The organism is Solwaraspora sp. WMMA2059 (assembly GCF_027497315.1).
GTDB lineage: Bacteria > Actinomycetota > Actinomycetes > Mycobacteriales > Micromonosporaceae > Micromonospora_E.
Map to the genome: position 1 here is coordinate 3,718,672 of NZ_CP114908.1, position 22,090 is coordinate 3,740,761.

18 protein-coding genes and 1 pseudogene are annotated in these 22,090 nt (G+C 69.9%); 10 read left to right on the forward strand and 9 right to left on the reverse strand.

Annotated elements, in window-relative coordinates:
- Positions 1 to 6 precede the first annotated feature (6 nt).
- Entirely contained in the window at positions 7 to 1,413 is a 1,407-nt protein-coding gene (locus O7553_RS16920; RefSeq protein ID WP_281550713.1) for a 3-deoxy-7-phosphoheptulonate synthase class II, read from the reverse strand.
- Positions 1,414 to 1,471: 58 nt separating this feature from the next.
- The gene (locus O7553_RS16925; protein WP_281550714.1) at positions 1,472 to 2,062 is read right to left on the reverse strand and encodes a hypothetical protein; all 591 of its coding nucleotides are present in this window, start codon (positions 2,060 to 2,062) and stop codon (positions 1,472 to 1,474) included.
- Positions 2,063 to 2,373: 311 nt separating this feature from the next.
- Here O7553_RS16925 and O7553_RS16930 point away from each other — a divergent pair, with 311 nt between their 5' ends.
- Genes O7553_RS16930 through yicI form a run of 4 tightly spaced genes read left to right on the forward strand, consistent with a single transcriptional unit; the run spans position 2,374 to position 7,850 of the window.
- Complete coding sequence (locus tag O7553_RS16930; RefSeq protein ID WP_281550715.1) at positions 2,374 to 3,684, forward strand: extracellular solute-binding protein; 1,311 nt, start codon at positions 2,374 to 2,376, stop codon at positions 3,682 to 3,684.
- A gap of 59 nt (positions 3,685 to 3,743) precedes the next feature.
- Entirely contained in the window at positions 3,744 to 4,685 is a 942-nt protein-coding gene (locus O7553_RS16935; RefSeq protein ID WP_281550716.1) for a sugar ABC transporter permease, read from the forward strand.
- Entirely contained in the window at positions 4,663 to 5,544 is an 882-nt protein-coding gene (locus O7553_RS16940; protein WP_281550717.1) for a carbohydrate ABC transporter permease, read from the forward strand. Before O7553_RS16935 ends, O7553_RS16940 begins: the two co-directional genes overlap by 23 nt.
- A 23-nt stretch (positions 5,545 to 5,567) precedes the next feature.
- On the forward strand, positions 5,568 to 7,850 hold the full coding sequence (gene yicI, locus O7553_RS16945) for an alpha-xylosidase (protein ID WP_281550718.1): 2,283 nt from the start codon (positions 5,568 to 5,570) through the stop codon (positions 7,848 to 7,850).
- Here the strand turns inward: yicI and O7553_RS16950 are convergent.
- Positions 7,816 to 8,475: a TetR/AcrR family transcriptional regulator gene (locus O7553_RS16950; protein ID WP_281550719.1), complete on the reverse strand. Its 660-nt coding sequence runs from the start codon at positions 8,473 to 8,475 to the stop codon at positions 7,816 to 7,818. The genes yicI and O7553_RS16950 overlap by 35 nt on opposite strands.
- A 265-nt stretch (positions 8,476 to 8,740) precedes the next feature.
- On the opposite strand from O7553_RS16950, the gene O7553_RS16955 reads away from it, so the two are divergent.
- Positions 8,741 to 9,646, forward strand: coding sequence for an ABC transporter permease (locus tag O7553_RS16955; RefSeq protein WP_281550720.1), 906 nt, complete (start codon positions 8,741 to 8,743; stop codon positions 9,644 to 9,646).
- Complete coding sequence (locus tag O7553_RS16960; protein ID WP_278170321.1) at positions 9,639 to 10,439, forward strand: ABC transporter ATP-binding protein; 801 nt, start codon at positions 9,639 to 9,641, stop codon at positions 10,437 to 10,439. Before O7553_RS16955 ends, O7553_RS16960 begins: the two co-directional genes overlap by 8 nt.
- A gap of 69 nt (positions 10,440 to 10,508) precedes the next feature.
- Here the strand turns inward: O7553_RS16960 and O7553_RS16965 are convergent, their stop codons facing one another.
- From O7553_RS16965 to O7553_RS16985, 5 genes are all read right to left on the reverse strand, one after another.
- Positions 10,509 to 12,122, reverse strand: coding sequence for a glycosyl hydrolase family 18 protein (locus O7553_RS16965; protein ID WP_281550721.1), 1,614 nt, complete (start codon positions 12,120 to 12,122; stop codon positions 10,509 to 10,511).
- A 157-nt stretch (positions 12,123 to 12,279) separates the two neighbouring features.
- Positions 12,280 to 12,630, reverse strand: a complete 351-nt coding sequence (locus O7553_RS16970) for a DUF2203 domain-containing protein (protein WP_123602715.1) — start codon at positions 12,628 to 12,630, stop codon at positions 12,280 to 12,282.
- Between the two features lie 386 nt (positions 12,631 to 13,016).
- Entirely contained in the window at positions 13,017 to 13,835 is an 819-nt protein-coding gene (proC, locus tag O7553_RS16975; RefSeq protein WP_281550722.1) for a pyrroline-5-carboxylate reductase, read from the reverse strand.
- 132 nt (positions 13,836 to 13,967) lie between these two features.
- Positions 13,968 to 14,996, reverse strand: coding sequence for a 6-phosphofructokinase (locus tag O7553_RS16980; RefSeq protein ID WP_281550723.1), 1,029 nt, complete (start codon positions 14,994 to 14,996; stop codon positions 13,968 to 13,970).
- 177 nt (positions 14,997 to 15,173) lie between these two features.
- Positions 15,174 to 15,680, reverse strand: coding sequence for a polyadenylate-specific 3'-exoribonuclease AS (locus O7553_RS16985; RefSeq protein WP_281550724.1), 507 nt, complete (start codon positions 15,678 to 15,680; stop codon positions 15,174 to 15,176).
- A 358-nt stretch (positions 15,681 to 16,038) separates the two neighbouring features.
- On the opposite strand from O7553_RS16985, the gene O7553_RS16990 reads away from it, so the two are divergent.
- On the forward strand, positions 16,039 to 16,731 hold the full coding sequence (locus O7553_RS16990) for a Crp/Fnr family transcriptional regulator (protein ID WP_281550725.1): 693 nt from the start codon (positions 16,039 to 16,041) through the stop codon (positions 16,729 to 16,731).
- An 80-nt stretch (positions 16,732 to 16,811) separates the two neighbouring features.
- Here O7553_RS16990 and O7553_RS16995 read toward each other — a convergent pair whose 3' ends face one another.
- The gene (locus O7553_RS16995; RefSeq protein ID WP_281550726.1) at positions 16,812 to 17,006 is read right to left on the reverse strand and encodes a hypothetical protein; all 195 of its coding nucleotides are present in this window, start codon (positions 17,004 to 17,006) and stop codon (positions 16,812 to 16,814) included.
- A 218-nt stretch (positions 17,007 to 17,224) separates the two neighbouring features.
- Here O7553_RS16995 and O7553_RS17000 point away from each other — a divergent pair, with 218 nt between their 5' ends.
- The 3 genes and pseudogenes from O7553_RS17000 to O7553_RS17010 all read left to right on the forward strand — a co-directional run bounded on the left by O7553_RS17000 (position 17,225) and on the right by O7553_RS17010 (position 22,039).
- Positions 17,225 to 20,806 (forward strand): adenylate/guanylate cyclase domain-containing protein, encoded by a 3,582-nt coding sequence (locus O7553_RS17000; protein WP_281550727.1) that lies wholly within the window; start codon positions 17,225 to 17,227, stop codon positions 20,804 to 20,806.
- A 150-nt stretch (positions 20,807 to 20,956) separates the two neighbouring features.
- Positions 20,957 to 21,229, forward strand: a pseudogene (locus O7553_RS17005) (DUF308 domain-containing protein); the annotation flags it as partial.
- On the forward strand, positions 21,209 to 22,039 hold the full coding sequence (locus O7553_RS17010; RefSeq protein ID WP_281555639.1) for a DUF308 domain-containing protein: 831 nt from the start codon (positions 21,209 to 21,211) through the stop codon (positions 22,037 to 22,039). The pseudogene O7553_RS17005 and the gene O7553_RS17010, both read left to right, overlap by 21 nt.
- Positions 22,040 to 22,090: the final 51 nt, after the last annotated feature.

Below are 22,090 nucleotides of genomic sequence, written 5' to 3' on the forward strand. Positions count from 1 at the left end.
GTCGGCTCAGCCACGGAGCATCTCCGCGACCAGGAAGGCCAGCTCCAGGGACTGCTGGGTATTGAGCCGCGGATCGCAGGCGGTCTCGTAGCGGTCCGGCAGGTGGATGTCCTCGATCGCCTGGGCGCCGCCGAGGCACTCGGTGACGTCCTCACCGGTCAACTCGACGTGCAGACCACCGGGGTGGGTCAGCAGGCCCCGGTGCACCTCGAAGTAGCCGAGCACCTCGTCGACGATCCGGTCGAAGTGTCGGGTCTTGTAGCCGTTGGACGACTCGTGGGTGTTGCCGTGCATCGGGTCGCACTGCCACACCACCCGGGCACCGGCGGCGGTGACCTTCTCCACGATCGGCGGCAGCGCGTCGCGGACCTTGTGGTTGCCCATCCGGCTGATCAGCGTGAGCCGGCCGGGGATGTTGTCCGGGTTGAGCTTCTCGCACAGCTCGAGGGCCTGCTCGGGGCTGGTGCCCGGGCCCAGCTTGACGCCGATCGGGTTGGCGATGCGGGAGATGAAGTCGATGTGCGCGCCGTCGATCTGCCGGGTCCGCTCGCCGACCCACAGAAAGTGCCCGGACAGTCCGTAGGGGCGGTCACCGGAGATCCGGGTCAGCGCCCGGTCGTACTCCAGCGCGAGCGCCTCGTGCGAGCAGTAGAGGGTGACGGTCCGCAACGCCTCGTCGTCGGTCATCCCGCAGGCCTGGATGAACGCCAACGCCCGGTCGATCTCCCGGGCGATCGCCTCGTAGCGTTCGCCGGCCGGGGACCGCTTGACGAACCCCTTGTTCCAGTCGTGCACCGCGTGCAGGTCGGCCAGCCCACCGGCGAGGTAGGCGCGGAGCATGTTCATCGCGGCGGCGGAGTTGGCGTACGCCCGGATCATCCGCTGCGGATCGGCGATCCGGGCCTGGGCCGTGGTGTCCAGCGAGTTGATCATGTCGCCGCGGTACGCGGGCAGCCCGAGCGCGTCGGTCGGCGCGGATCGGGGCTTGGTGTACTGACCGGCGACCCGGGCCACCTTGACCACCGGCAGCGACGCGCCGTACGTCAGCACCACCGCCATCTGCAGGATGGTACGGGCGTTGGCCAGCAGGTGGCTCTCGGTGTTGTCGGTGAAGGTCTCGGCGCAGTCGCCGCCCTGCAGCAGGAAGGCCTTGCCGTCACAGACCAGCGCCAGCCGCTCCCGCAACTGGTCGACCTCGTACGGGGCGACCACCGACGGGACGTTGCCCAGCACCTGGCACACCTCGTCGACGACGGCCGGATCCGGCCAGGGCGGTGTCTGTGCCCGGGGCAGGCCACGCCACCGGTCCAGTCCGAACGCCTCGTCCTCGACCGAGTTGGCGGCGGGACGGCTGGTCTGCAGGCTCGGGTGCCCGACCGACGGGTAGCTCAACTGATGCCATTCTTGGCCCATGGCCAAAGCCTAGACCGGCGGCGCGGCGACGGACCCGCCGGCCGGGCCGGCACCGGGCTCACCCCGCCGGGGCGGTGCCGGGCTCGCCCGCCGGGGCGGGAGGTGGTCCGCTAGCCGGGGCGGTGCCGGCACCGCTGGGCTGGTCCGTCGGCGCCGTTGTCTCGTCGTGGATGCACCAGTCGCCGTCACCGGCGCCGACCGGCGTCACGGTGAACACGAGACGGACCTGGATCGTCTCAGGCCCGGCCCGGAGCGTGGTGGATCCGACGGCAGCGGTGACGGTGGCGGTGACCTCGTGGCCGACCGGGACCGGCCGGGAAGCCACGATCTCCCCCTGCTCCACCATCAACGACTCGGCGAAGTCGCCGTTGGGGCCGGTGGCGCTCGCGTCGAAGATCTCCTGAGTCGCGGCGCAGAGTTGGGCGCGCCCTTTGTCGAGGTCCTTGGCGACCATCGCGTCGAGGTAGTCCTGCACGAGCCGCCGGGACTCTTCGGCACCAATAGGCACGTCCGTCCCGGTCGGTTCCGGCTGTGGTTGCGGGCTGACGGTGCAGCCGGTGGCCGTCGATATCAGCAGGGCCAGGGTGCCGACGGCCATGCCGCAGGCTGGTAGCGACCTGGTCCGCATCCGCAGCGCGCTGGTCCGCATTCGATCCCTCCCGTGCCGCTGGCCGATGTCGCGGCAGGCCGCCGTCACCAGCCGCCGAGTCTACGACCGGACCGGCGGAAACTGATCCGTCATGGGATTGACATGCCGTCAACACAGTCGTAGCTTCCTTGTCGAATCGCTTCGTCGAAGCGTTTCGACAACCAAGTCGCCCCCTTCACCGATCAGCCGCGTTCGAGCCCCCGCCGCCAGCGGGCGGCCTCACCGCGGTCCGTGACCTTCACCCGACCCCTGTCCCCGTGGCGGCGCCCGCACCGCGCCGCCCCTGCGGCACACCCGCGAGGAGGCTGGAAATGTTCCGTCGACAGATAACAAGCACCCGCACCCTGATAGCCGCCGCACTCACCGCTACCGCCCTGACCCTGTCGGCCTGCGGCGCCGATGCCGACGACAGCGGCGACGGCAGCACCCTGCGCCTGTGGCACTACGAAGGCGTCAACAGCGCCATGGGCATCGCCTGGGCCGAAGCCATCAAGCAGTTCGAGGCCAGCCATCCCGGCGTCACCGTGGTCTACGAGGAGAAGGGCTTTGAGCAGATCCGGCAGAACGCCGGCATGATCCTCAACTCCGACGAGGGCCCGGACATCCTGGAGTACAACAAGGGCAACGCGAGCGCCGGTCTGCTGTCCAAGCAAGGCCTGCTCACCGACCTCAGCGACGTGGTGGCCGAACGCGGCTGGGACGAGATGATCTCGCCGAGCGTCGCCACCACCTGCAGGTACGACGGCAACGGGGTGATGGGTGGCGACACCTGGTACGGCATCCCCAACTACGGCGAATTCGTGATGGTCTACTACAACAAGGACATGTTCGCCGAGTACGACCTGTCGGTGCCGACCACCTTCGCCGAGTTCGAAGGCGTCCTGGACACCTTCGTCGACAACGGCGTCACTCCGATCTCGGTCGGCGGCGCCGAGTACCCGGCCCAGCAGATCCTCTACGAGTTGGCGTTGACCCGGGCCGACCGGTCCTTTGTCGACGACTTCCAGCTGTACGCCAACCCGGTCGACTTCCACGGTCCGGAGTTCAGCTACGCGGCCACCACGTTCGCCGAGTGGGTCGACAAGGGCTACATCGGCGCCGACTCCGCCGGCATCAAGGCCGAGGACATGGGCGTCGCCTTCACCCAGGGCAGCTTCCCGATCATGATCTCCGGCAGCTGGTGGTACGGCCGGATGAGCGACGAGATCACCGACTTCGAGTGGGGCACCTTCCTCTTCCCCGGCAGCGACCTGCACCCCGGCTCCGGCGGAAACATCTGGGTGGTGCCGAGCAACGCCAAGAACAAGGACCTCGCCTACGACTTCATCGACATCACCATGCAGCCGGACATCCAGAACCTGCTCGGCGAGTCCGGCGGGGTGCCGCTGGCCGCGGACCCGGCCGCGATCACCAACCCGAAGGCCAAGGAGCTGATCGAGAACTTCAACACGCTCAACGACTCCGACGGGCTGGCCTTCTACCCGGACTGGCCGGCACCGGGCTACTACGACGTCCTGGTCGCCGGGGTCCAGCAGCTGATCAACGACAGCAAGTCACCGGACGAGGTGCTCGACGAGATCGCCAAGCCGTACAACGACAACCTGGCCAGCATCGGCGAGTGAGCGACGACCGCGCGTCGGGGACGCCGGTCCCCGACGCACGGTCCGCTCCGGGAGGTTCCATGGCTAAGCCGCTCACCCGCCCCCACCCCCGCGCCGGCACCGGCGTTCGGAAGGCGGACTACGGATACGTCGCCTTCCTGCTGCCCGGGATCGCGCTGTTCCTCGCCGTGATCGTCGTGCCACTGCTGATGAACATCGGGATCAGCTTCACCCGCTGGTCCGGTGTCGGGACGCCGGAGTGGATCGGGTTCGACAACTACGATCGGCTGCTGCGCGACACCAACTTCTGGGTCTCGTTCCGCAACATCGGGTTCATCATCCTCGCGATGGCGGTGCTGCCGACGCTGCTCGGCCTGTTCCTCGCCGCGGTCCTGTTCGACTACGTGGCCAAACGCATCGGCCCACGTACGGCCAGCGTCTTCCGGTCCGGCCTCTACCTGCCGCAGGTGCTGCCGGTCGCGGTGACCGGCATTGTCTGGGGCTGGATCCTGCACCCCAGCTACGGCGCGCTGAACTCGATCCTGGACCGCGTCGGCCTTGGCGCCCTCGCCCAGAACTGGCTCGGCGACCCGGCCTACGCCCTGTTCAGCGTCATGGCGGTGATGGTCTGGTTCCAGCTCGGCTACCCGGTCGTGATGTTCATGGCCGGCCTGCAGCGGGTCGATCCGGAACTCTACGAGGCGGCCGATCTCGACGGTGCCGGCTGGTTCCAGCGCTTCACCCGGATCGCGGTGCATCAGATCAAGCCGGAGATCTACGTCGTACTGGTCACCACCACCATCGCCGCGCTGAAGATCTTCGGGCAGATCTTCGTGCTGACCCGGGGTGGTCCAGGCAACGCCACCCTGGTGCCGTCGTACTTCGCCTACCAGAACTTCTTTGAGAAGGCCAACGCCGGATACGGCGCGGCGATCGCCACCGTACTGACCGTCATCATCATGATACTGACCTATGTGTTCCTGCGGATCCAGACCCGCGATGAGCGCCTGGAAGGGAGCTGAGATGGTCGCCGCCACCCCACCTGCCCGGCGCGGCCGGCCCGGCCGGCTGACCGCGTCGACCGTCCTGACCGCATTGACCGTGCTCACCCTGCTGGTGCTGGCGCCGTTCCTGGTTGTGGCCCTCAACGCGGTCAAGGCGCCGGCCGAGTACGCCGCGGATGGTCCACTCTCGCTACCCGGTGAGCTCTACCTGCGCGGCATCGTCGACTTCTGGTTCCGGGTCGACTTCGGCGAGAAGCTGTGGAACAGCTTCCTGATCAGCGCCACGGTCGCCGTACTAGCGGTGCTGATCTCGGTGCTCAACGCGTACGCTATCGGGATCGGTCGCCTGCGGGGTCGGATCGCGTTCCTGATGTTCTTCCTGCTGGCCAACCTGCTGCCGCAGGAGGCGCTGGTCTACCCGCTCTACTATTTGTCCAAACAGGTTGGTCTGTACAACAGCCGGATCGCCGTCATCATCATCTTCACCGCGATCCAGGCGGCGTTCGGCACCTATCTGCTCTCCTCGGTGTTCCGGGACTTCCCGCGACAGTTGCTGGAGGCCGCCGCGATGGACGGGGCGGGCAAGTGGCGGGTGCTGTGGAAGGTGGTGGTGCCGACCAGCTGGCCGACCCTGTCGGTGCTGTTCACCTTCTTTTTCATCTGGACCTGGAACGAGTTCTTCCTGCCGCTGATCTTCCTGATCTCCAACGACAAGCAGACGGTTCCGGTCGCGCTCGGCGTCCTGCAGGGAGACCGGATGATGGACGCCACCACCACCAGCGCGTCAGCGCTGCTCGGCATCGTGCCGGCGGTGCTGTTCTTCCTGATCTTCCAGCGCACCCTGACCCGGGGTGTGATGGCCGGCGCGGTCAAGTAGGACCTGACCCGAGAGAGAGTGCGATGAAATTCAGCAACGGCTACTGGCGGATGCGCGACGGCGTACGGCCGCTCTATCCGGCTCAGGTGCACGACGTCGAGGTCGAGCCGTCGGCACTGACGGTGTACGCCCCGACCAGACGGATCACCGGTCGCGGCGACACCCTCAACCAGCCGCTGCTCACCGTACGCTGCACCTCCCCCGCTCCCGACGTGATTTCCGTCCAGGTGGGACACTTCCTCGGCCGGCGGCGCCGGCATCCGGACTTCGCCCTGGCCATCGAGCCGGACACCGACGTCCAGGTGACCGATGAGGCCGAGTACGCCAGCATCACCTCGGGTGAGTTGACCGCCCGGTTCGCCCGGGGCGACAGCTGGCGGCTCGAGTTCGTGGCCGCCGGCCGGGTGCTCACCGGCAGCGGCTACAAGAGCATGGCCGCGTTGGACACCGACGACGGGTCGTACGTGCGGGAACAGCTCAGCCTCGGCGTCGGCGAGACGGTGTACGGACTCGGCGAACGGTTCGGTCCGCTGGTCCGCAACGGTCAGGTGGTCGACATCTGGCACGAGGACGGCGGCACCAGCAGCGAGCAGGCGTACAAGAACGTCCCGTTCTACCTCACCACCGGCGGGTACGGGGTGTTCGTCAACCACCCCGGACTGGTCTCGTTCGAAGTCGGCTCCGAGGTGGTCTCCCGAGTGTCGTTCAGCGTCGCCGGGCAGAGCCTGGAGTACCTGGTCATCTACGGCCCGACGCCGCGCGAGATCCTGCGCAAGTACACCGCCCTGACCGGCCGCCCGGCCCTGCCGCCGGCCTGGTCGTTCGGGCTGTGGCTGAGCACCTCGTTCACCACTTCCTACGACGAGCAGACGGTCAGCTCGTTCATCGACACCATGGCGGAGCTGGAGTTGCCGCTGTCGGTGTTCCACTTCGACTGTTTCTGGATGCGCGAGTTCCACTGGTCGAACTTCGAATGGGATCCGCAGGTCTTTCCCGAGCCTGAGCTGATGCTGGAACGGCTACGCAAGCGGGACCTGAAGATCTGTGTGTGGATCAACCCGTACATCGCGCAGCGGTCGGCCCTGTTCGCCGAGGGGGCGGCGCGGGGCTACCTGGTCCGGACCGCCGACGGCGACGTCTGGCAGTGCGACCTCTGGCAGGCCGGGATGGGTCTGGTCGACTTCACCAACCCGGACGCCCGGCGCTGGTACGCCGACAAGTTGCGGGCGTTGCTGGACATGGGTGTCGACGCGTTCAAGACCGACTTCGGTGAGCGGATCCCGACCGACGTGGTCTGGCACGACGGCGCCGACCCCGAACGGATGCACAACTACTACACGCACCTGTACAACCGGACGGTGTTCGACCTGCTCCGGGAGCACCGCGGCGAGGGCGAGGCGGTGCTGTTCGCCCGGTCGGCGACCGCCGGCGGGCAGCAGTTCCCGGTGCACTGGGGCGGTGACTGCGAATCCACCTTCGAGTCGATGGCGGAGAGCCTGCGTGGCGGGCTGTCGCTGGCGATGTCCGGATTCGGCTTCTGGAGTCACGACATCGGCGGTTTCGAGGGCCGGCCGGCGCCGGAGGTGTTCAAGCGCTGGATCCCGTTCGGGCTGCTCTCCTCGCACAGCCGGTTGCACGGCAGCCAGACCTACCGGGTGCCGTGGACGTTCGACGAAGAGGCGGTCGACGTGCTGCGGGTCTTCACCCGGCTCAAGGCCCGGCTGATGCCGTACCTGTTCGGTCAGGCGGTACTGGCCCATCGGGACGGGATCCCGGTGATGCGCCCACTGGTCGCCGACTTCCCGGACGACCCTGCGGTGACCCATCTGGAGCGGCAGTATCTGCTCGGGGACAGTCTGCTGGTGGCGCCGGCGTTCCGGGCCGACGGGCAGGTGGACTTCTACCTGCCGGCCGGCACCTGGACCCACCTGCAGACCGGTGAGGAGGTCACCGGCCCGGGCTGGGTGCGCCGGACGGTCGGGTTCGACCAGGTGCCGGTGCTGGTGCGCCCCGGCACGGTGCTGCCGCTCGGGGCGAACGCGGACCGACCGGACTACCCGTACGTCGACGGGGTGACCCTGGCGGTGTACCAGCTCGCCGACGGGCAACAGGTGCAGGTGTCGGTGCCGGCGTTGGACGGGTCCGAGGCCGCCCGGTTCGTGGTCGCCCGGCACGGCACGGCGGTCACCGCGGACCGGGTCGCCGGGCCGGCCCTGCCGTGGCGGGTGCAGCTGGTCGGCCACGGCGAGGTCCGGGAGGTGGCCGCCGACATCAGCCGGTGGCAGGGGGAACTGACGGACCGGTAGCCGGGTTGGCCGCCGGGTCCGTTGCCGCCCCGGCGGTGAGGGCACCGGCGACCGAGGCGGCCAGCCGGGCGACGTAGCCGCGCGGCAGCGGGGTACGGGCCACCGCGAGCCGCCAGTAGAGCGGGCCGACCATCAGGTCGACGACGAAGTCGGGATCGGTGTCGGCGGGCAGTTCGCCCCGCCGCACCGCCCGGTTCGTCACCAGGGTGCCGATCCCCCGCTGGTTGTCCCGCAGGGCTGCCTGCAGGGTCTGCGCGATCGCCGGGTTGCGGGCCGCCTCGGCGAGCAGGTCCGGCACGATCTGCCCGGCCAACGGATGCCGCAGCGCCCGGGCCGCGATGGTCAGCACCAGCTCAAGGTCACCGCGCAGCGAGCCGCTGTCCGGCACGGCGGTCACCCCGACCGCGACCTCGGAGACGATCCCGATGACCATCTCCAGTTTTGAACCCCACCGCCGGTAGACGGCGGTCTTGCCGACCCCGGCCCGGCGGGCCACCGCTTCGATCGACATCCTGCCGTAGCCGACTGCGGCCAGTTCCTGCAACGCGGCAGCCCGGATCGCCTGCGTCACATCCTCCCGCAGTACCGCCGCGCCCGCCGGCGGTCGCTTTCCGTCGCCCTGCATTCGAGCCAGTGTAACCGCACGACGGTACGGTTGCGTATCGTCGTCGCCTCCCCTACCGTTTCCGTCAGGACGCGACGGTATCGTTCCGTGCCATCGGACATGAAAGATGAGCAGCCGGGCATGAACCGGCCTCACCGGTCCGGCACCACCCGTGCCATCGGGTCGCGCGGCACCGTCGTCGCGGCGTCCGGGACGAGAGGTACCCGTCGGAGAGGGGCACGGGTGTGCACGAGCGGCAGCGTTGGCTGATGGAAGGACAGATCGGATGCGGCAGCCAACCAGTGGCACGACCGTGACGCTGGAACCGGACAGCGGGCCCACCCTCGCCGAGCTGGCCCGACAACACGGCCTGGCGGTGAGCGGTGCCCGCCCGTCGCTGGGTGCCTACGTCAAGCAGTTGTGGTCACGGCGGCACTTCATCTGGGCGTACTCCAACGCCCGGCTGATCGCCATGTACACCAACGCCCGGCTGGGTCAGATCTGGCAGGTGATCACCCCGCTGGCCAACGCCGGGGTCTACTTCCTGGTCTTCGGGCTGCTGCTGGGCACCGACCGCGGCATCGACAACTACATCGCGTACCTCTGCACCGGGATCTTCATCTTCACCTTCACCCAGCAGGCGGTGACCACCTCGGCCCGGTCGATCGGCGACAACATGAACCTGATCCGGGCGGTGCACTTCCCCCGGGCCAGCCTGCCGTTGACCTCGGTGCTTGTGCAGGTGCAGCAACTCGCCCCGTCGATGGCCGTGCTGGCGGTGATCATGCTGGCCACCGGTGAGTGGATCGACCTCAGCTGGCTGCTGCTGATCCCGGCGCTGCTGCTGCAGACGCTGTTCAGCGGCGGGCTGGCCATGATGGTGGCCCGCTGGGCGGCCCGCACCAGTGACCTCTCCCAACTGCTGCCGTTCGTGATGCGGACCTGGCTGTACTCGTCCGGCGTGTTCTACAGCATCGACCGGTTCACCGGCGACCTGCCCGGCTGGGTGGTCACCGTGCTGCAGTTCAACCCGATGGCGGTATACATCGACCTGGTCCGCTACGCGTTGATGGATTCGATGGGCAGCCCGCCCGGGTACCTGTGGCCGGCGGCCGGCGGCTGGGCCGTGCTGGTGGGTGTGGTGGGCTTCATCTACTTCTGGCGCGCGGAGGAGGAGTACGGCCGTGGCTGACCTGCTGGACGCACCGGCTTCCGGGGCCGACACCCGGGTGCCCACCGTGATCGTCGACAACCTGCACGTCGTCTACCGGATCAACACCGGCGGCGGCGGGCGCAACAGCCCCGTCGCGGCGCTGCGGCGGATCGCGACCCGCAAGCAGGCCCCGACGGTACGCGAGGTGCACGCCATCCGCGGCGTCAGCTTCGTGGCGCACCGCGGCGAGGCGATCGGGCTGATCGGCAGCAACGGCTCCGGCAAATCGACCCTGCTGCGCGCGGTGGCCGGCCTGCTGCCGCCGCGCCGCGGCAAGGTATACACCCAGGGCCAGCCGTCCCTGCTCGGGGTGAACGCCGCTCTGATGAACGACCTGACCGGCGAACGCAACGTGGTGCTCGGCTGCCTGGCGATGGGGATGAGCCCGGCGGAGGTGCGGGCGAAGTACGACGGGATCGTGCAGTTCTCCGGCATCAACGAGCGGGACGACTTCGCGTCGCTGCCGATGCGGACCTACTCGTCGGGTATGGCGGCCCGACTGCGGTTCTCGATCGCCGCCGCGAAGAGCCACGATGTGCTGATGATCGACGAGGCGCTGGCCACCGGCGACGCCGCGTTCCAGCGGCGCAGCGAGGAACGGGTCCGTGAGCTGCGGGCCGAGGCCGGGACCGTCTTCCTGGTCAGCCACAGCAACAAGTCGATTCTGGACACCTGTGAGCGCAGTATCTGGCTGGAGTCCGGCGTGATCCGCATGGACGGGCCGAGCACCGAGGTGGTCAAGGCCTACCAGGAGTACGCCAACCGCAGGTGACCCGAGCCGGGTGTCCGGGGGCGGCGTACCCGCCGCCCCCGGACACCCGTGCGGGTGGTGGTTTCAGCCTCAGCCGAGACCGGTGCGGATCGCGCTGACCAGTTCACCGTTGCCGGTGTCGCCGGACAACTCCCAGAAGAACGCCCCGCCGAGGCCCTGCCCCTTGGCGTAGTTCATCTTGCCGCCGATGGTGGCCGGGGTGTCGTAGCTCCACCAGTTGTTGCCGCACTTGGCGTACGCGGTGCCGCCGACGGTGCCGGTCGCCGGACAGGTGTTCTTGAGCACCTTGTAGTCCTCGATGCCCTGCTCGTAGGTGCCCGGCGCCGGACCGGTGGCGGTGCCCCCCGGAGCGCTCTGGCTGACGCCGCTCCAGCCCCGACCGTAGAAGCCGATGCCGAGCAGCAGCTTGTTCGCCGGGATGCCCTTGCTCTTCAGCTTCTGAATCGCCGCGTCCGACCAGAAGCCCTGCTGCGGGATTCCCGGGTACGAGGTCAGGGGCGAGTGCGGGGCGGTCGGTCCCTGCGCGTTGAAGGCACCGAAGTAGTCGTACGTCATCGGCATGATCCAGTTCAGGTCGCCGACCGCTCCGGCGTAGTCGGCCGCGTCGATCTTGCCGCCGTTGCTGCCGTCCGCGGTGATCGCCGCGGTCACCAGCGCGCTCGACCCGAACCGGTCACGCAGTGCCGAGATCAGGTTCCGGAATGCCGCAGGACCGCTGGAGTCGCAGGTCAGGCCGCAGGCGTTGGGGTACTCCCAGTCGATGTCGATACCGTCGAACACGTCCGCCCAGCGCGGGTCCTCGACCAGGTTGTAGCAGGACTCGGCGAACGCGGCCGGGTTCTGCGCGGCCTGGGTGAAGCCGCCGGACCAGGTCCAGCCGCCGAACGACCAGATCACCTTCAGGTGCGGATACATCGCCTTGAGCTTGCGCAGCTGATTGAAGTTGCCCCGCAACGGCTGGTCCCAGGTGTCGGCGACCCCGTCGACGCTGTCCGCGGCGGTGTACGCCTTCTCGTAATCGGCGTAGCTGTCCCCGATGGCGCAGCGCCCACCGGCGGTGTTGCCGAAGGCGTACATGATGTGAGTCATCTTCGACGCCGACCCACTCGTGTGGATGTTGCGCACGTGGTAGTTGCGGGCGTAGACCCCCCACTGGGTGAAGTACCCGACCACCTTCTGCCCACCGGGCGGCGGGGGCGGAGTCGTCGGCGGTGGCGTGGTGGGCGGCGCGGTGGTAGGCGGCGCCGTCGTCGGAGGTGGCGCGGTGGTCGGGGCCGGGCCGCCTGCGCAGGAGACCCCGTTGATGGTGCAGTTCTGCGGTGCCCGGAAGGCGCCGGTGCCGATGTATCCCCAGCTGAACGAGGCTCCTGGCGCGAGACCACCGGCCCAGCTCTTCTTCACCGCGGTGTACCGGTTGCCGCTGCGCGTCACGTCGGCGTCCCAGAAGCTGCTGATGGTGGTACCGGCCGGCAGGTCGAACTCGATCCGCCAGGTGCCGACGGTGGCGTCGGAGCCGTTGGCGACCGTCACCCGGACCTCGTGTCCGGTACCCCAGTCGGAGCTGGCGACGAAGCTGGCGGAGATGGTGCCGGCGCCGAACGCCGCAGTGACCGGCACCGCCGCCGCAGCCGTCACCACGGCCAGCGCCCCGGCCCAGACGGCGCGGCGCAGTGATCTTCTCATCAGGCGTCTCCCCATTTAGTTAGGAAACTTTCCATAAAGTGCCTGAGACGCTACTCACACATCGACCGGTTCGTCAAGATGTCGATATCTCGATGGCTGCGACTCGACCAGGTGTCATCCCGACAGCAGCGGGGACCGCGCGGGACGAACCCGGGGCTCAGATCCGGCGGCGGCCGGAGAACCCGCACTCCAGGCGGTGGTACCAGCGGATCTCGCCGTCGCCCTCCAGCCAGCACCACAGGACCGGACGGTCGTCCAGCTCGCCCGGGAAGTCGAGCAGCACCGGGGCGACGCCCTTGACCTGGATCTCCTGCTCGTTCAGCTCGTCGAGAATCCCGTAGATCCGCGCTTCCAGCCCTTTCACCTCGGCCAGACCGCCGTGCGGGCTGTCCGATCCGGCCGCCAGATCCGCCCGCAACTCAGCCAGGTCAGCGCGGAGCAGGACCAACTCGTCGATCCGTGGACGGAGGGTTGCCATCAGGTGGCGTGCCTGGGCGAGGGTGAACACGTTCGCCAGTATGGTCCATCACCACTCTTCGTGGGTCGACCGGTCACCGGAGGACTGCGGCCGACCGTTACACAAGGCCGCCGGACTGCGGCCCGACCGCCCGGCACGGCCACTGACCCGGACGGCTGCCCCGGGCCGCCGCCGGTCGCCGTGCGCCGGCGGCGGCACTGGGCGCGTCGGCGGAACGCGCCCGGCAGCCGGCCGCAGGGGGGCAGCCAGGGCCGGCTGTCGACGTCGCCGCAGGGGAAGTCACGACACGACGCCGGTGCGGCGGTCGCTCAGCTCCGGCGGGCTTCATTCCCGTCGAGCCACCTACGACCACCTATGTCGCAAACGGTAGCCACACCGACACGTTCAGCGGAAGAGGGTGAGCGTGAATGAATACCTCAGCCGTGCTGCGCGGCCAACTCCCGAGCACGGTCGCGGGCCGCTTCCAGGGCGGCGAGCAGCGCCGCCCGGACCCCGTGGTTCTCCAGCTCGCGGATGGCCGAGATGGTGGTGCCGGCCGGCGAGGTGACGGCCTCGCGCAGCTTGACCGGATGCTCGCCGGAGTCCCGCAGCATCACCGCCGAACCGATCGCCGTCTGCACGATCAGGTCGTGCGCCACCTGGCGGGGCAGCCCGAGCAGAATTCCGGCGTCGATCATCGCCTCGACCAGCAGGTAGAAATAGGCCGGGCCGGAACCGGACAACGCGGTGACCGCGTCCTGCTGGGTCTCCGGCACCCGGATCGTGACACCGAGCGGCTGGAACATCTCCTCGGCGAGGGCCAGATGCGCGGCGGTGGCGTGCCGGCCAGCGGAAATGGCGGTCATCGCCTGGTCCACCAGCGCCGGGGTGTTGGTCATCACCCGTACCACCGGGGTGCCGTCCGGTAGCCGGCGGGCGAAGAACTCGGTCGGCAGGCCCGCGCAGAGCGAAACGACCAGCTTGTCCGCCGGCACCTTGGGGCCGATCTGGTCCAGCAGGGTGGCGGCGTCCTGCGGCTTGACCGCCACGGCCAGCACCTCCGCCTCGGCCACTGCGGTGTGGTTGTCCACCACCGACACGCCGTAGCGCACCGCGACGTCCTCGGCCCGCTCCCGCCGCCGGGTCGTGGCCAGCAGTTGATCGGCCGGCCAGCCGGCCCGCAACAGGCCGGAGAGGACCAGTTCGCCGATCTTGCCGGCACCGATCACGGCTACCTTGTGCGCGCCGGGAGACATCCGTACGTCATCCTCTCTCGAACCGGTCCGAACCGAACCGCGACGAACCAGAACCGGACCGAACCGAACCGCGCCGGACCGGGCGGAGCGGCGCCCTGGCGAGAGCCGCCCATCCCGGCCCGAAATCGGTCGTCAGCTGCCGAAGAAGACCTCGGCCTCGGTGTAGCGCTCCAGTGGCACGGTCTTGAGCTCCCGGGTCGCCTCGGCCAACGGCACCCGGACGATGTCGGTCCCCCGGATACCGACCATCTTGCCCCAGTCTCCGTCGTTGGCGGCGTCGATGGCGTGCAGGCCGAGCCGGGTGGCGAGCACCCGGTCGAAGGCGGTGGGGGTGCCGCCGCGCTGGATGTGCCCCAGCACGACGGTCCGGGCCTCCTTGCCCGTCTTGGCCTCCAGCTGCTCGGCGAGCCACTGGCCGATGCCGCCGAGTCGGACGTGGCCGAAGGAGTCAAGCTCCTTGTTCTGCAGGACCATCTGGCCCTCCATCGGGTGGGCGCCCTCGGCGACCACCACGATCGGGGCGTACTGCTTCTGAAAGCGCTTCTCGACGTAGGTGGCGACCTGCTCGACGTCGAACTCGCGCTCCGGCAGCAGGATCACGTTCGCCCCGCCGGCGAGTCCGGCGTGCAGCGCGATCCAGCCGGCATGCCGACCCATGACCTCGACCACCAGGGTGCGGTGGTGGCTCTCGGCGGTGGTGTGCAGCCGGTCGATGGCCTCCATCGCGATGTTGACCGCGGTGTCGAAGCCGAAGGTGTAGTCGGTGGCGCCGAGGTCGTTGTCGATCGTCTTCGGCACGCCGACCACCTGGACGCCGAGTTCGTGCAGCTTGGTGGCGACGCCGAGGGTGTCCTCGCCGCCGATCGCTACCAGGGCGTCCACGCCCTGGGACGCCAGGTTCTCCTTGATCCGCTCGACCCCGCCGTCGATCTTGAACGGGTTGGTCCGGGACGAACCGAGGATGGTGCCACCCCGGGGCAGGATGCCCCGTACCTCGTTGATACCGAGAGGCCGGCTCAGCCCCTCCAGCGGTCCGCGCCAGCCGTCGCGGAATCCGATGAACTCGTGACCGTAGCTGGCGACGCCCTTACGCACCACCGCCCTGATCACTGCGTTCAGGCCGGGGCAGTCGCCGCCGCCGGTGAGCACGCCGATACGCATGATCCGCTCATCCTCCAGGAAACTGTGCGGTAGACCCACTCGAGCCCCAGGAACGAAGTCCGGTCAGACCGTCGGCATCATTGCCGGCCCGGGGCGGGCCGTCAGTGCGCACTTTATCGGCCCGGCCAGCGACCGGGCGAGCAGACCCCGAGGATCACCGGACCGTCGGTGGCCCGGTCACCGCAGGTACGCCCGGCAGATCACCTGCCAGCGGGCGAGATTGTGGCGTGCGTCGACGAGCGCGTCGTGCCGGTCGGCGGCGGACGCCGGCAGATCCGGCCGACCGACGTCGTCCCACCGCTGCCGCAGGTCCTTGGTGAACCGGGGGATCTCCCGGGGCAGGGCCGGCATGGCCCCCCACAACTGGGCCAGCGCCACATGGTCGTACGCGGCGTACCAGGCCCACAGCTCCAACTCGGTGGCCGAACCGTCGCGCAGCGGCGCGACCAGGAAGGCGTACAGGTCGTCGCGGATCCGTGACCGGGACCGCCAGGCCGGATCGGCCGGTGACGGCAGCTTGTCGAGCACGTGACGACGCACCCACGGCACCGCCCGGGCACCGTCGAACTCGGTAGAGACCGCGTAGAACTCCCGGCCGTGCTCGTCGACGACACCGATCGAAACCAGGTCGACGAGGCGCCCGTCCTCGATGAACTCGCAGTCGTAGAAGTAGCGGTAGATCATTACCGCCATCCTCGCCGATACCGGAAATAGACCCCCATCGGGGTACCGGCCGGAGCGTCGCTGTCGACCAGCTCGCTCCGACCGGTACCGCATCCCCACGGCCGGATCCGCCGGGCCCCCGTGTCGGCCCCCACCCGCCGGTGGATCTGGCCGCTAGCCTGCCGGTTTGTCGGGCACAGGACTGTCACAGAAATGATTGTGGGGGTGTACACCACGCGACACGGCAGCCATGATCTGATGTTGACACCGTTGTCCGAACGGTATCTATTTCATGTTCGCCTGGGTCGGGTGATGCACCCCGGACGGGCACGATGGTGCCCCCGGTGGGATGGTGCCCTTGGTGGGGAGGGGTTGGACCGTGGAGATGCGCCTGCCGGAGCCGGGTGACGCGCTCACCGGCGTGGACATGTTCGCCGGGCTCGAACCGGAGGTCCGGCAACGGGTCATCGCTGCCGCCGTACCCCGCACCTACCGCAGGGGTCAGTTGCTCTTCGTCGAGAACGACCCGGGCGAATCGCTCATCGTGCTCAAGAGGGGTGCCGTCGCGGTCTTCCGCACCGCGCCGACCGGCGAACGTGCAGTGCTGTCCGTCGTCCGCCCACCCGACGTGCTCGGCGAGGTGTCGCTGCTGGACGCGTCGACCCGGTCGGCGTCCGCCGAGGCCATCGAGGACTGCACCGCGCTGGCGTTGTCCCGGGGCGCGTTCATGGATCTGGTGCACTCCAACCCGCGCATCCTCGACGCGGTGATGCGCTCGCTCGGTGGGCTGATCCGCCGGCTCACCGAGCAGAACGCCGATCACGTCTTCCTCGATCTGCCCGGTCGGGTGGCCAAGACGCTGGTCCGGCTGGCCGGGGAGAGCCAGGCACCGATGATCACCATCGAGTTGAACCAGAGCCAACTGGCGGAGATGGCCGGTGGCTCCCGGCAGAGCGTCAACCAGGCGATCGGATCGTTCAGCAACCGAGGTTGGCTGCGTACCGAGGGTCGGCGGATCGTGGTGACCGACGTGGCCGCGCTGCGCCGCCGGGCCGGGATGGCCGACCGCTGAGCCGGAGTGGCCGACCGCTGAGGACGAAACCGGCGGCACGCGCGTGGCGCGCGTACCGCCGGGTCTGACGTCTGCCGCCGTCAGGGCTGGCTGCTGGTCGGGCCGATCCAGTTGGTGCCGACCTTCTCCCCGGTCGGACCGATCCACTCCTCGGCCACGACACCCTCCTCCTGCAACTTCGCCAGCGTGCCGGCGTCGAGATCGATCATCTCCCCCGCGCCGTGGCTGGCCCCGGACGGATCCGTCCAGTCCTGCTCCAACTTGACGTACACCATGTCAGGACTCCCCTGCTCGGTCTGATCTGGCCAGATGAATGTAGCCCGGTACCACCCGTAGATGGACTGTCCATTAGCCAACAGCCCGGTTTTGGACAGTTGACCGCACCGGCGATACTCGGCCTGACGCACCCGCCGTGACCTGTGAGTCCGGCCACCCCGGCAGGTCGGGTCCGGCACCACCACGCCCGGCCAGGCGAAGCCGCTGGCCAGGGCAGGTGGCCAGATGCGACAGTAGGCTCCCGACTCGACGTTCCCGCGAGGAGGCTGGCATCGCTGCCCCGTGCGAAAAGTGTGGCCGGACCGCGGCCGACGACGACCGCTACTGCGGCGGCTGCGGTACGGCGCTCATCCCTGTCTGCGCGCACTGCGAACGCCCGCTGGCGGCCGACGCGAGCTTCTGCACCTCCTGCGGGCAGCCGCAGGGCGGCCGACGGCCGACCGAGCCGAGTCAGGAGGACCGACGTCGGGTCAGCGTCCTGTTCATCGACCTGATCAACTTCACGCCGTACGTGGAACGGGTCGATCCCGAACAGGTCCGGCGGATGCAGACGAACTTCTTCTCCATCGCGCGTCGGGTCGTCGGCCAGTACGGCGGGGTGGTGGAGAAGTACATCGGCGACGCGGTGATGGCGCTGTTCGGTGCGCCGGTGGCCACCGAGAACGACGCCCTGCGCTGCGTCCGGGCCGGGCTCGACCTGCGCCGCGCCCTGACCGAGTTCACCGCTTCCGCCGGCGAGGGACTCCGGTTCCGTATCGGCGTGGCCACCGGCGAGGCGCTGGTCGACACCGGTGCGGCCCGCGACGGTGGCCAGGCGTTCCTGGCCGGCGACGTGGTCAACACCGCATCCCGGATGCAGTCGGTGGCACCGACCGACGGATTGCTGGTGTGTGGCGTCACGCACGGGCTGACCAAGGAGGCTATCCGCTACGACCCGCAGCCGGCGGTGACGCTGCGCGGACGGTCGTCGCCGACCGAGGTGTGGCTGGCACTGGCCCCGTTGCGTCCCGTGCCGGCCGACCGGCAGACCGACGCGACCCCGCTGATCGACCGCGAACACGAACTAGGGCTGCTGGTCAACGCGCTGTACCGGTCGATCCGCGACCAGCGGCCCCAGGTGCTCACCGTGCTCGGCCAGGCCGGCATCGGCAAGAGCCGGCTGGTCCGGGAACTGCTGCGGCACACCAAACGGCTGGTCGACCAGCCGGTCACCTGGCGGATCGGCCGGTGCCCGCCGTTCGGGGAGAACGTCACGTTCGCCGCGCTCGCCGACATCGTCAAGGCCGAGGCCGGCATCCTGGACACCGACCTGGCCAACGTCGCCGAGCAGAAGTTGGCCACCGGGGTCCAGGGGCTGGTCGGGCCGGAGGCGGACCGGCTGGTCGACGCGCTGCGCCCACTGGTCGGGCTGCCGCACCGCAACCTGCCGGCCGAGGAGACCGAATCGGCGTGGCGGCGCTTCCTGCTCGCCCTGGCCGCCCGGCAACCGACCGTGCTGGTCTTCGAGGACCTGCACTGGGCCGACGAGGCGATGCTGCGCTTCGTCGAGCTGCTCGGCGCCTCCGCCCGGCAGGTGCCACTGCTGCTGCTGTGCACCGCCCGGCCCGAGCTGACCAGCCGTGAGCCGGCCTGGGCGGGCACCACCCCGGGCGCGCTGACCATCACCCTGCCGCCGCTGCGCGACACCGGAGTGGCCGCGCTGTACGCGCACATGTTCGGCGCGGCGCCGTTCTCGGCCGATCTGCTCGGCCCGTTGATCGAGGTGGCCGACGGCAACCCGCTCTACGCCCACGAGTACGTGCGGATGCTGATGGAGCAGGGGGCGTTGCGGCGCAGCGGCCGTGGTTGGGCGTTGACCCGCAGCGGACGGCTGCCGATCCCGGACAGTGTGCACGGGGTGATCGCCAACCGGATGGATCTGCTGGACGCCACCGACCGGGCGGTGCTGCTCGCCGCCGCCGTGGTCGGGGTGCAGTTCTGGCCCGGCGCGGTCGCCGCCGCCCTCGGCCAGCCGGTGGAGCTGGTCGACCGGGCGCTGCGCCGGTTGGAGCAGCGCGACTTCGTCCACGAACAGCCGGATTCGACGATGGCGCAGCAACCCGAGTTCCGGTTCCGCCACGTGCTGGTCCGCGACGTCTGCTACCAGCGGTTGCCCCGTAACGAACGGGTCGCCCGGCACGCCCGGACCGCCGACTGGTTGGACACCCTCGCCGGCGACCGGGACACCGACCTGGCCGAGGTGCTGGCCCACCACCGGTGGGCGGCGCACGAGATCGCGGACACGCTGGGTCTGGAGACCCACGGGTACGCCGGGGCCGCCCGGGACGCCCTGCACCGTGCGGCCCGCCGGGCGTACGCCCTACACGCGCTGGACGTGGCGAGCGGGCACGTGGAACGCGCGCTGCGCCTGGTGACCGTCGCCGGCACCGACGGGCTGGGTGAGCGGTTGCAGCTCGAACTGCTCGGTGCCGAGCTCGCGTTTCTGCGCGACGGCCCGGGTTTCCTCGCCGACGGGGGCACCGAACGGCTGAGTACGCTCGCCGACCAGCTGGCCGACGTCGACGATCAGGGGTGCGCGGCCCGGGCCTGGACCCTGCTCGGGCGGGCCGCCTGGCTGCGGACCGACCGGGACGAGGCGCTGCGCTGCCTGGACCGGGCGGTGGAGCTGTTCGACGCGCTGCCGGACACCGATCAGAAGGCCGACGCGTACGCCGAGCTGGGCCGGCTGCACATGCTCAACCTGGAACGGGATCCGGCGGTCGCGGCGGCCGGCGCGGCGGCCGAGATCGCCGACCGGCTGGGGCTGACCGAGACGCTGGTCAACGCCCGGATCACCGTTGCCATGGCCCGGTACCAGTCCGGGGACCGGTCCGGGCTCGACGAGCTGCGGGCGGCCACCGCGATGTGTCGCGAGCACCAACTGCTCGCGCTGCCCCGGGCACTGCAGAACCTGTCGTACGCGTTGTGTGAAGAGGGCGACTGGTCCGGCGCCCAGGAGCTGATGTCCGGTGCCGCCTCCGGCTCCGGGCTGAGCACCGGATACTCCGGCGAAGCCATGCGTGCCTACTTCGCCGGGGACTTCGCCGCCTTCCTCGCTGCGGCCGACGCCTTCGTCGCGACGCCCAGTGGCCGGTGGGACATCCAGGTACGGGGCCTACGGGCGTGTCTGCGGGTGCTGCGCGGCGATCCGGTGCCGATGGCCGACCAGAGCGGGGTCGACGACGTCGCCGACGCGGTGCGCGCGGCCCGGGACAGCGGCTTCCGTCGGCCGTACTGGAACAGCCTCGGGTTGGGCGCACTGTGCCGGGCGCTGCAGGGACGGGGTGTGGAGGCTGCAGCGCTGCTCGACGAGCTGGACCGGTCCTGGTCGAAGGTGCCCGCGCTGGCCAGCGGCGAGTGGATCGCGGCCGCCGCGTTCGCCGCCGCGTTCGCCGGGCGTGGCGCGGCGGTGCAGGTCCGGGCGATGCTCGACCGGGTGCAGCATCGCACCCCGTGGGCCGAGGCCGCGCTGCGGACGGTGACCGCGGCGGTGGCGGCGGCCGACGGCGAAAACCGCGCGGCAGGTGAGCTGTATGCTGCCGCGGCGGCCGGTTTCGCCGACATCGACGCGACCACCGACCGGATGATCGCGTTGGCGTTGGCCGTGGCGGCGTGGCGGCGTGGCGGCGACCGCGATGCCGACGCGGCGGCGCTGGCCGAGGTGCGGAGCTTCGCGCTGCGCAACAAGGCACCCGGGTTGCTGCACCTCGGCGATCAGGACGCGGGCGGCTACCGCTGGTCTCCGACCCTGGCGTCGTGACCGCAGGCGGCGAGGTTCACGGGCACGGCACCGCACAACGCACTCCCACAACCACCTACCGGCGTGTCACGATTCAAGGGCACGGCACGCCCCCGGCCGGGGGTCCGCCGGCGGACAGGGCCCGACGGCGGCCGGTGAGGAGTTGATTCGGTGTCTGCGGGTGGCGCGCGTCGAGGGCGGCGGGACAACGGCCTCGACGCATCCGAGTACGCCGTGGCCGGCGACGTCGACCCACGGGTCGGCGAACACCTGCTCGACGTGCTCGCCGCCGGTGGGATCGCGGCCTACCTTCAGCCGTCGTCGGACGTCAATCCGGTCACCCGCACGACCACCGTGCCGGCCCGGCCGGTGGACCGGCTCTTCGTCGACCGGGCGCACCTGGACACCGCCCGGGGCTACCTGGTGCAGTTGGCCGAGGACGGCCCGGTCGCGCCGGGCAGCCGCTCCGGTTCCCCGACGACCGGGTCCGGGCAGACCACGTCGCCGGCGTCGGACCCGGTTGTTCCGGCCGGCGCGGGGCAGCAGGCCGGTCGGGACGCCGATGTCGACGCCGTCTGGGCCGGCATCATCGCCAACTACCACGTTCCGGCTCCAGCGGACCCCACCGCCGCGCCCTGGCCGGCCGCCGAGAATCTGCCGCCGGTCGAGAACCTGCCGGTGGAGGGCCGGTCGACCGGTCGGGATCCGCTCGCCGACGGTCCACGCCGGGACGGGACCGCAGGCGAGGGCGACGGCCGTGAGCCGGCCGGCCGGGACGCCACCGATCGCCGGGGCACGACCGATCGGGCCGGCCTCAACCGGGACAGCGACGGCCGGGACAGCGACGACGGTCGCGGCCGCGCCGAGCCGGAGATCACGGCCACCGGCACGCCGGACCCGTTGCCGTGGGCGGTCGGCTACACCAACATCTCCGTCGGACGGCGAGACGACGAGCCGTCCCTACTGGATGGGCTGGACACCTTCGGTGCCCGGTTACCCGACGAGCCGGAGGAGGGATACACCCCTCCCCTGCCGCCTCCGCTGCCCCGGTTGTCGTCGGCTGCGGTCCTCGGGGTACTGGCGATCATCGCCGGCTTCATCCTCTTCGTCTTCCCGACGGTGCTTCCGGTGGATCGTGGACTGGCCATCCTGCTCGGTTTCGCTGGCGTGGTCGGTGGGTTTGTCACGCTGATCTGGCGGCTGCGGCCGGATCACGACGAGGATGACGATCTGGACGACGGCGCGGTCGTCTGAAACCTGACCAACGGATGGCGAAAATTCGGATTCATTGACGACTGTGGTCAC

Coding starts and splice junctions, on each gene's coding strand:
- O7553_RS16920 (WP_281550713.1), bottom strand. CDS start 1,413: ATGGGCCAAGAATGGCATCAGTTGAGCTACCCGTCGGTCGGGCACCCG.
- O7553_RS16925 (WP_281550714.1), bottom strand. CDS start 2,062: ATGCGGACCAGCGCGCTGCGGATGCGGACCAGGTCGCTACCAGCCTGC.
- O7553_RS16930 (WP_281550715.1), top strand. CDS start 2,374: ATGTTCCGTCGACAGATAACAAGCACCCGCACCCTGATAGCCGCCGCA.
- O7553_RS16935 (WP_281550716.1), top strand. CDS start 3,744: ATGGCTAAGCCGCTCACCCGCCCCCACCCCCGCGCCGGCACCGGCGTT.
- O7553_RS16940 (WP_281550717.1), top strand. CDS start 4,663: ATGAGCGCCTGGAAGGGAGCTGAGATGGTCGCCGCCACCCCACCTGCC.
- yicI (WP_281550718.1), top strand. CDS start 5,568: ATGAAATTCAGCAACGGCTACTGGCGGATGCGCGACGGCGTACGGCCG.
- O7553_RS16950 (WP_281550719.1), bottom strand. CDS start 8,475: ATGCAGGGCGACGGAAAGCGACCGCCGGCGGGCGCGGCGGTACTGCGG.
- O7553_RS16955 (WP_281550720.1), top strand. CDS start 8,741: ATGCGGCAGCCAACCAGTGGCACGACCGTGACGCTGGAACCGGACAGC.
- O7553_RS16965 (WP_281550721.1), bottom strand. CDS start 12,122: ATGAGAAGATCACTGCGCCGCGCCGTCTGGGCCGGGGCGCTGGCCGTG.
- proC (WP_281550722.1), bottom strand. CDS start 13,835: ATGTCTCCCGGCGCGCACAAGGTAGCCGTGATCGGTGCCGGCAAGATC.
- O7553_RS16980 (WP_281550723.1), bottom strand. CDS start 14,996: ATGCGTATCGGCGTGCTCACCGGCGGCGGCGACTGCCCCGGCCTGAAC.
- O7553_RS16985 (WP_281550724.1), bottom strand. CDS start 15,680: ATGATCTACCGCTACTTCTACGACTGCGAGTTCATCGAGGACGGGCGC.
- O7553_RS16995 (WP_281550726.1), bottom strand. CDS start 17,006: ATGGTGTACGTCAAGTTGGAGCAGGACTGGACGGATCCGTCCGGGGCC.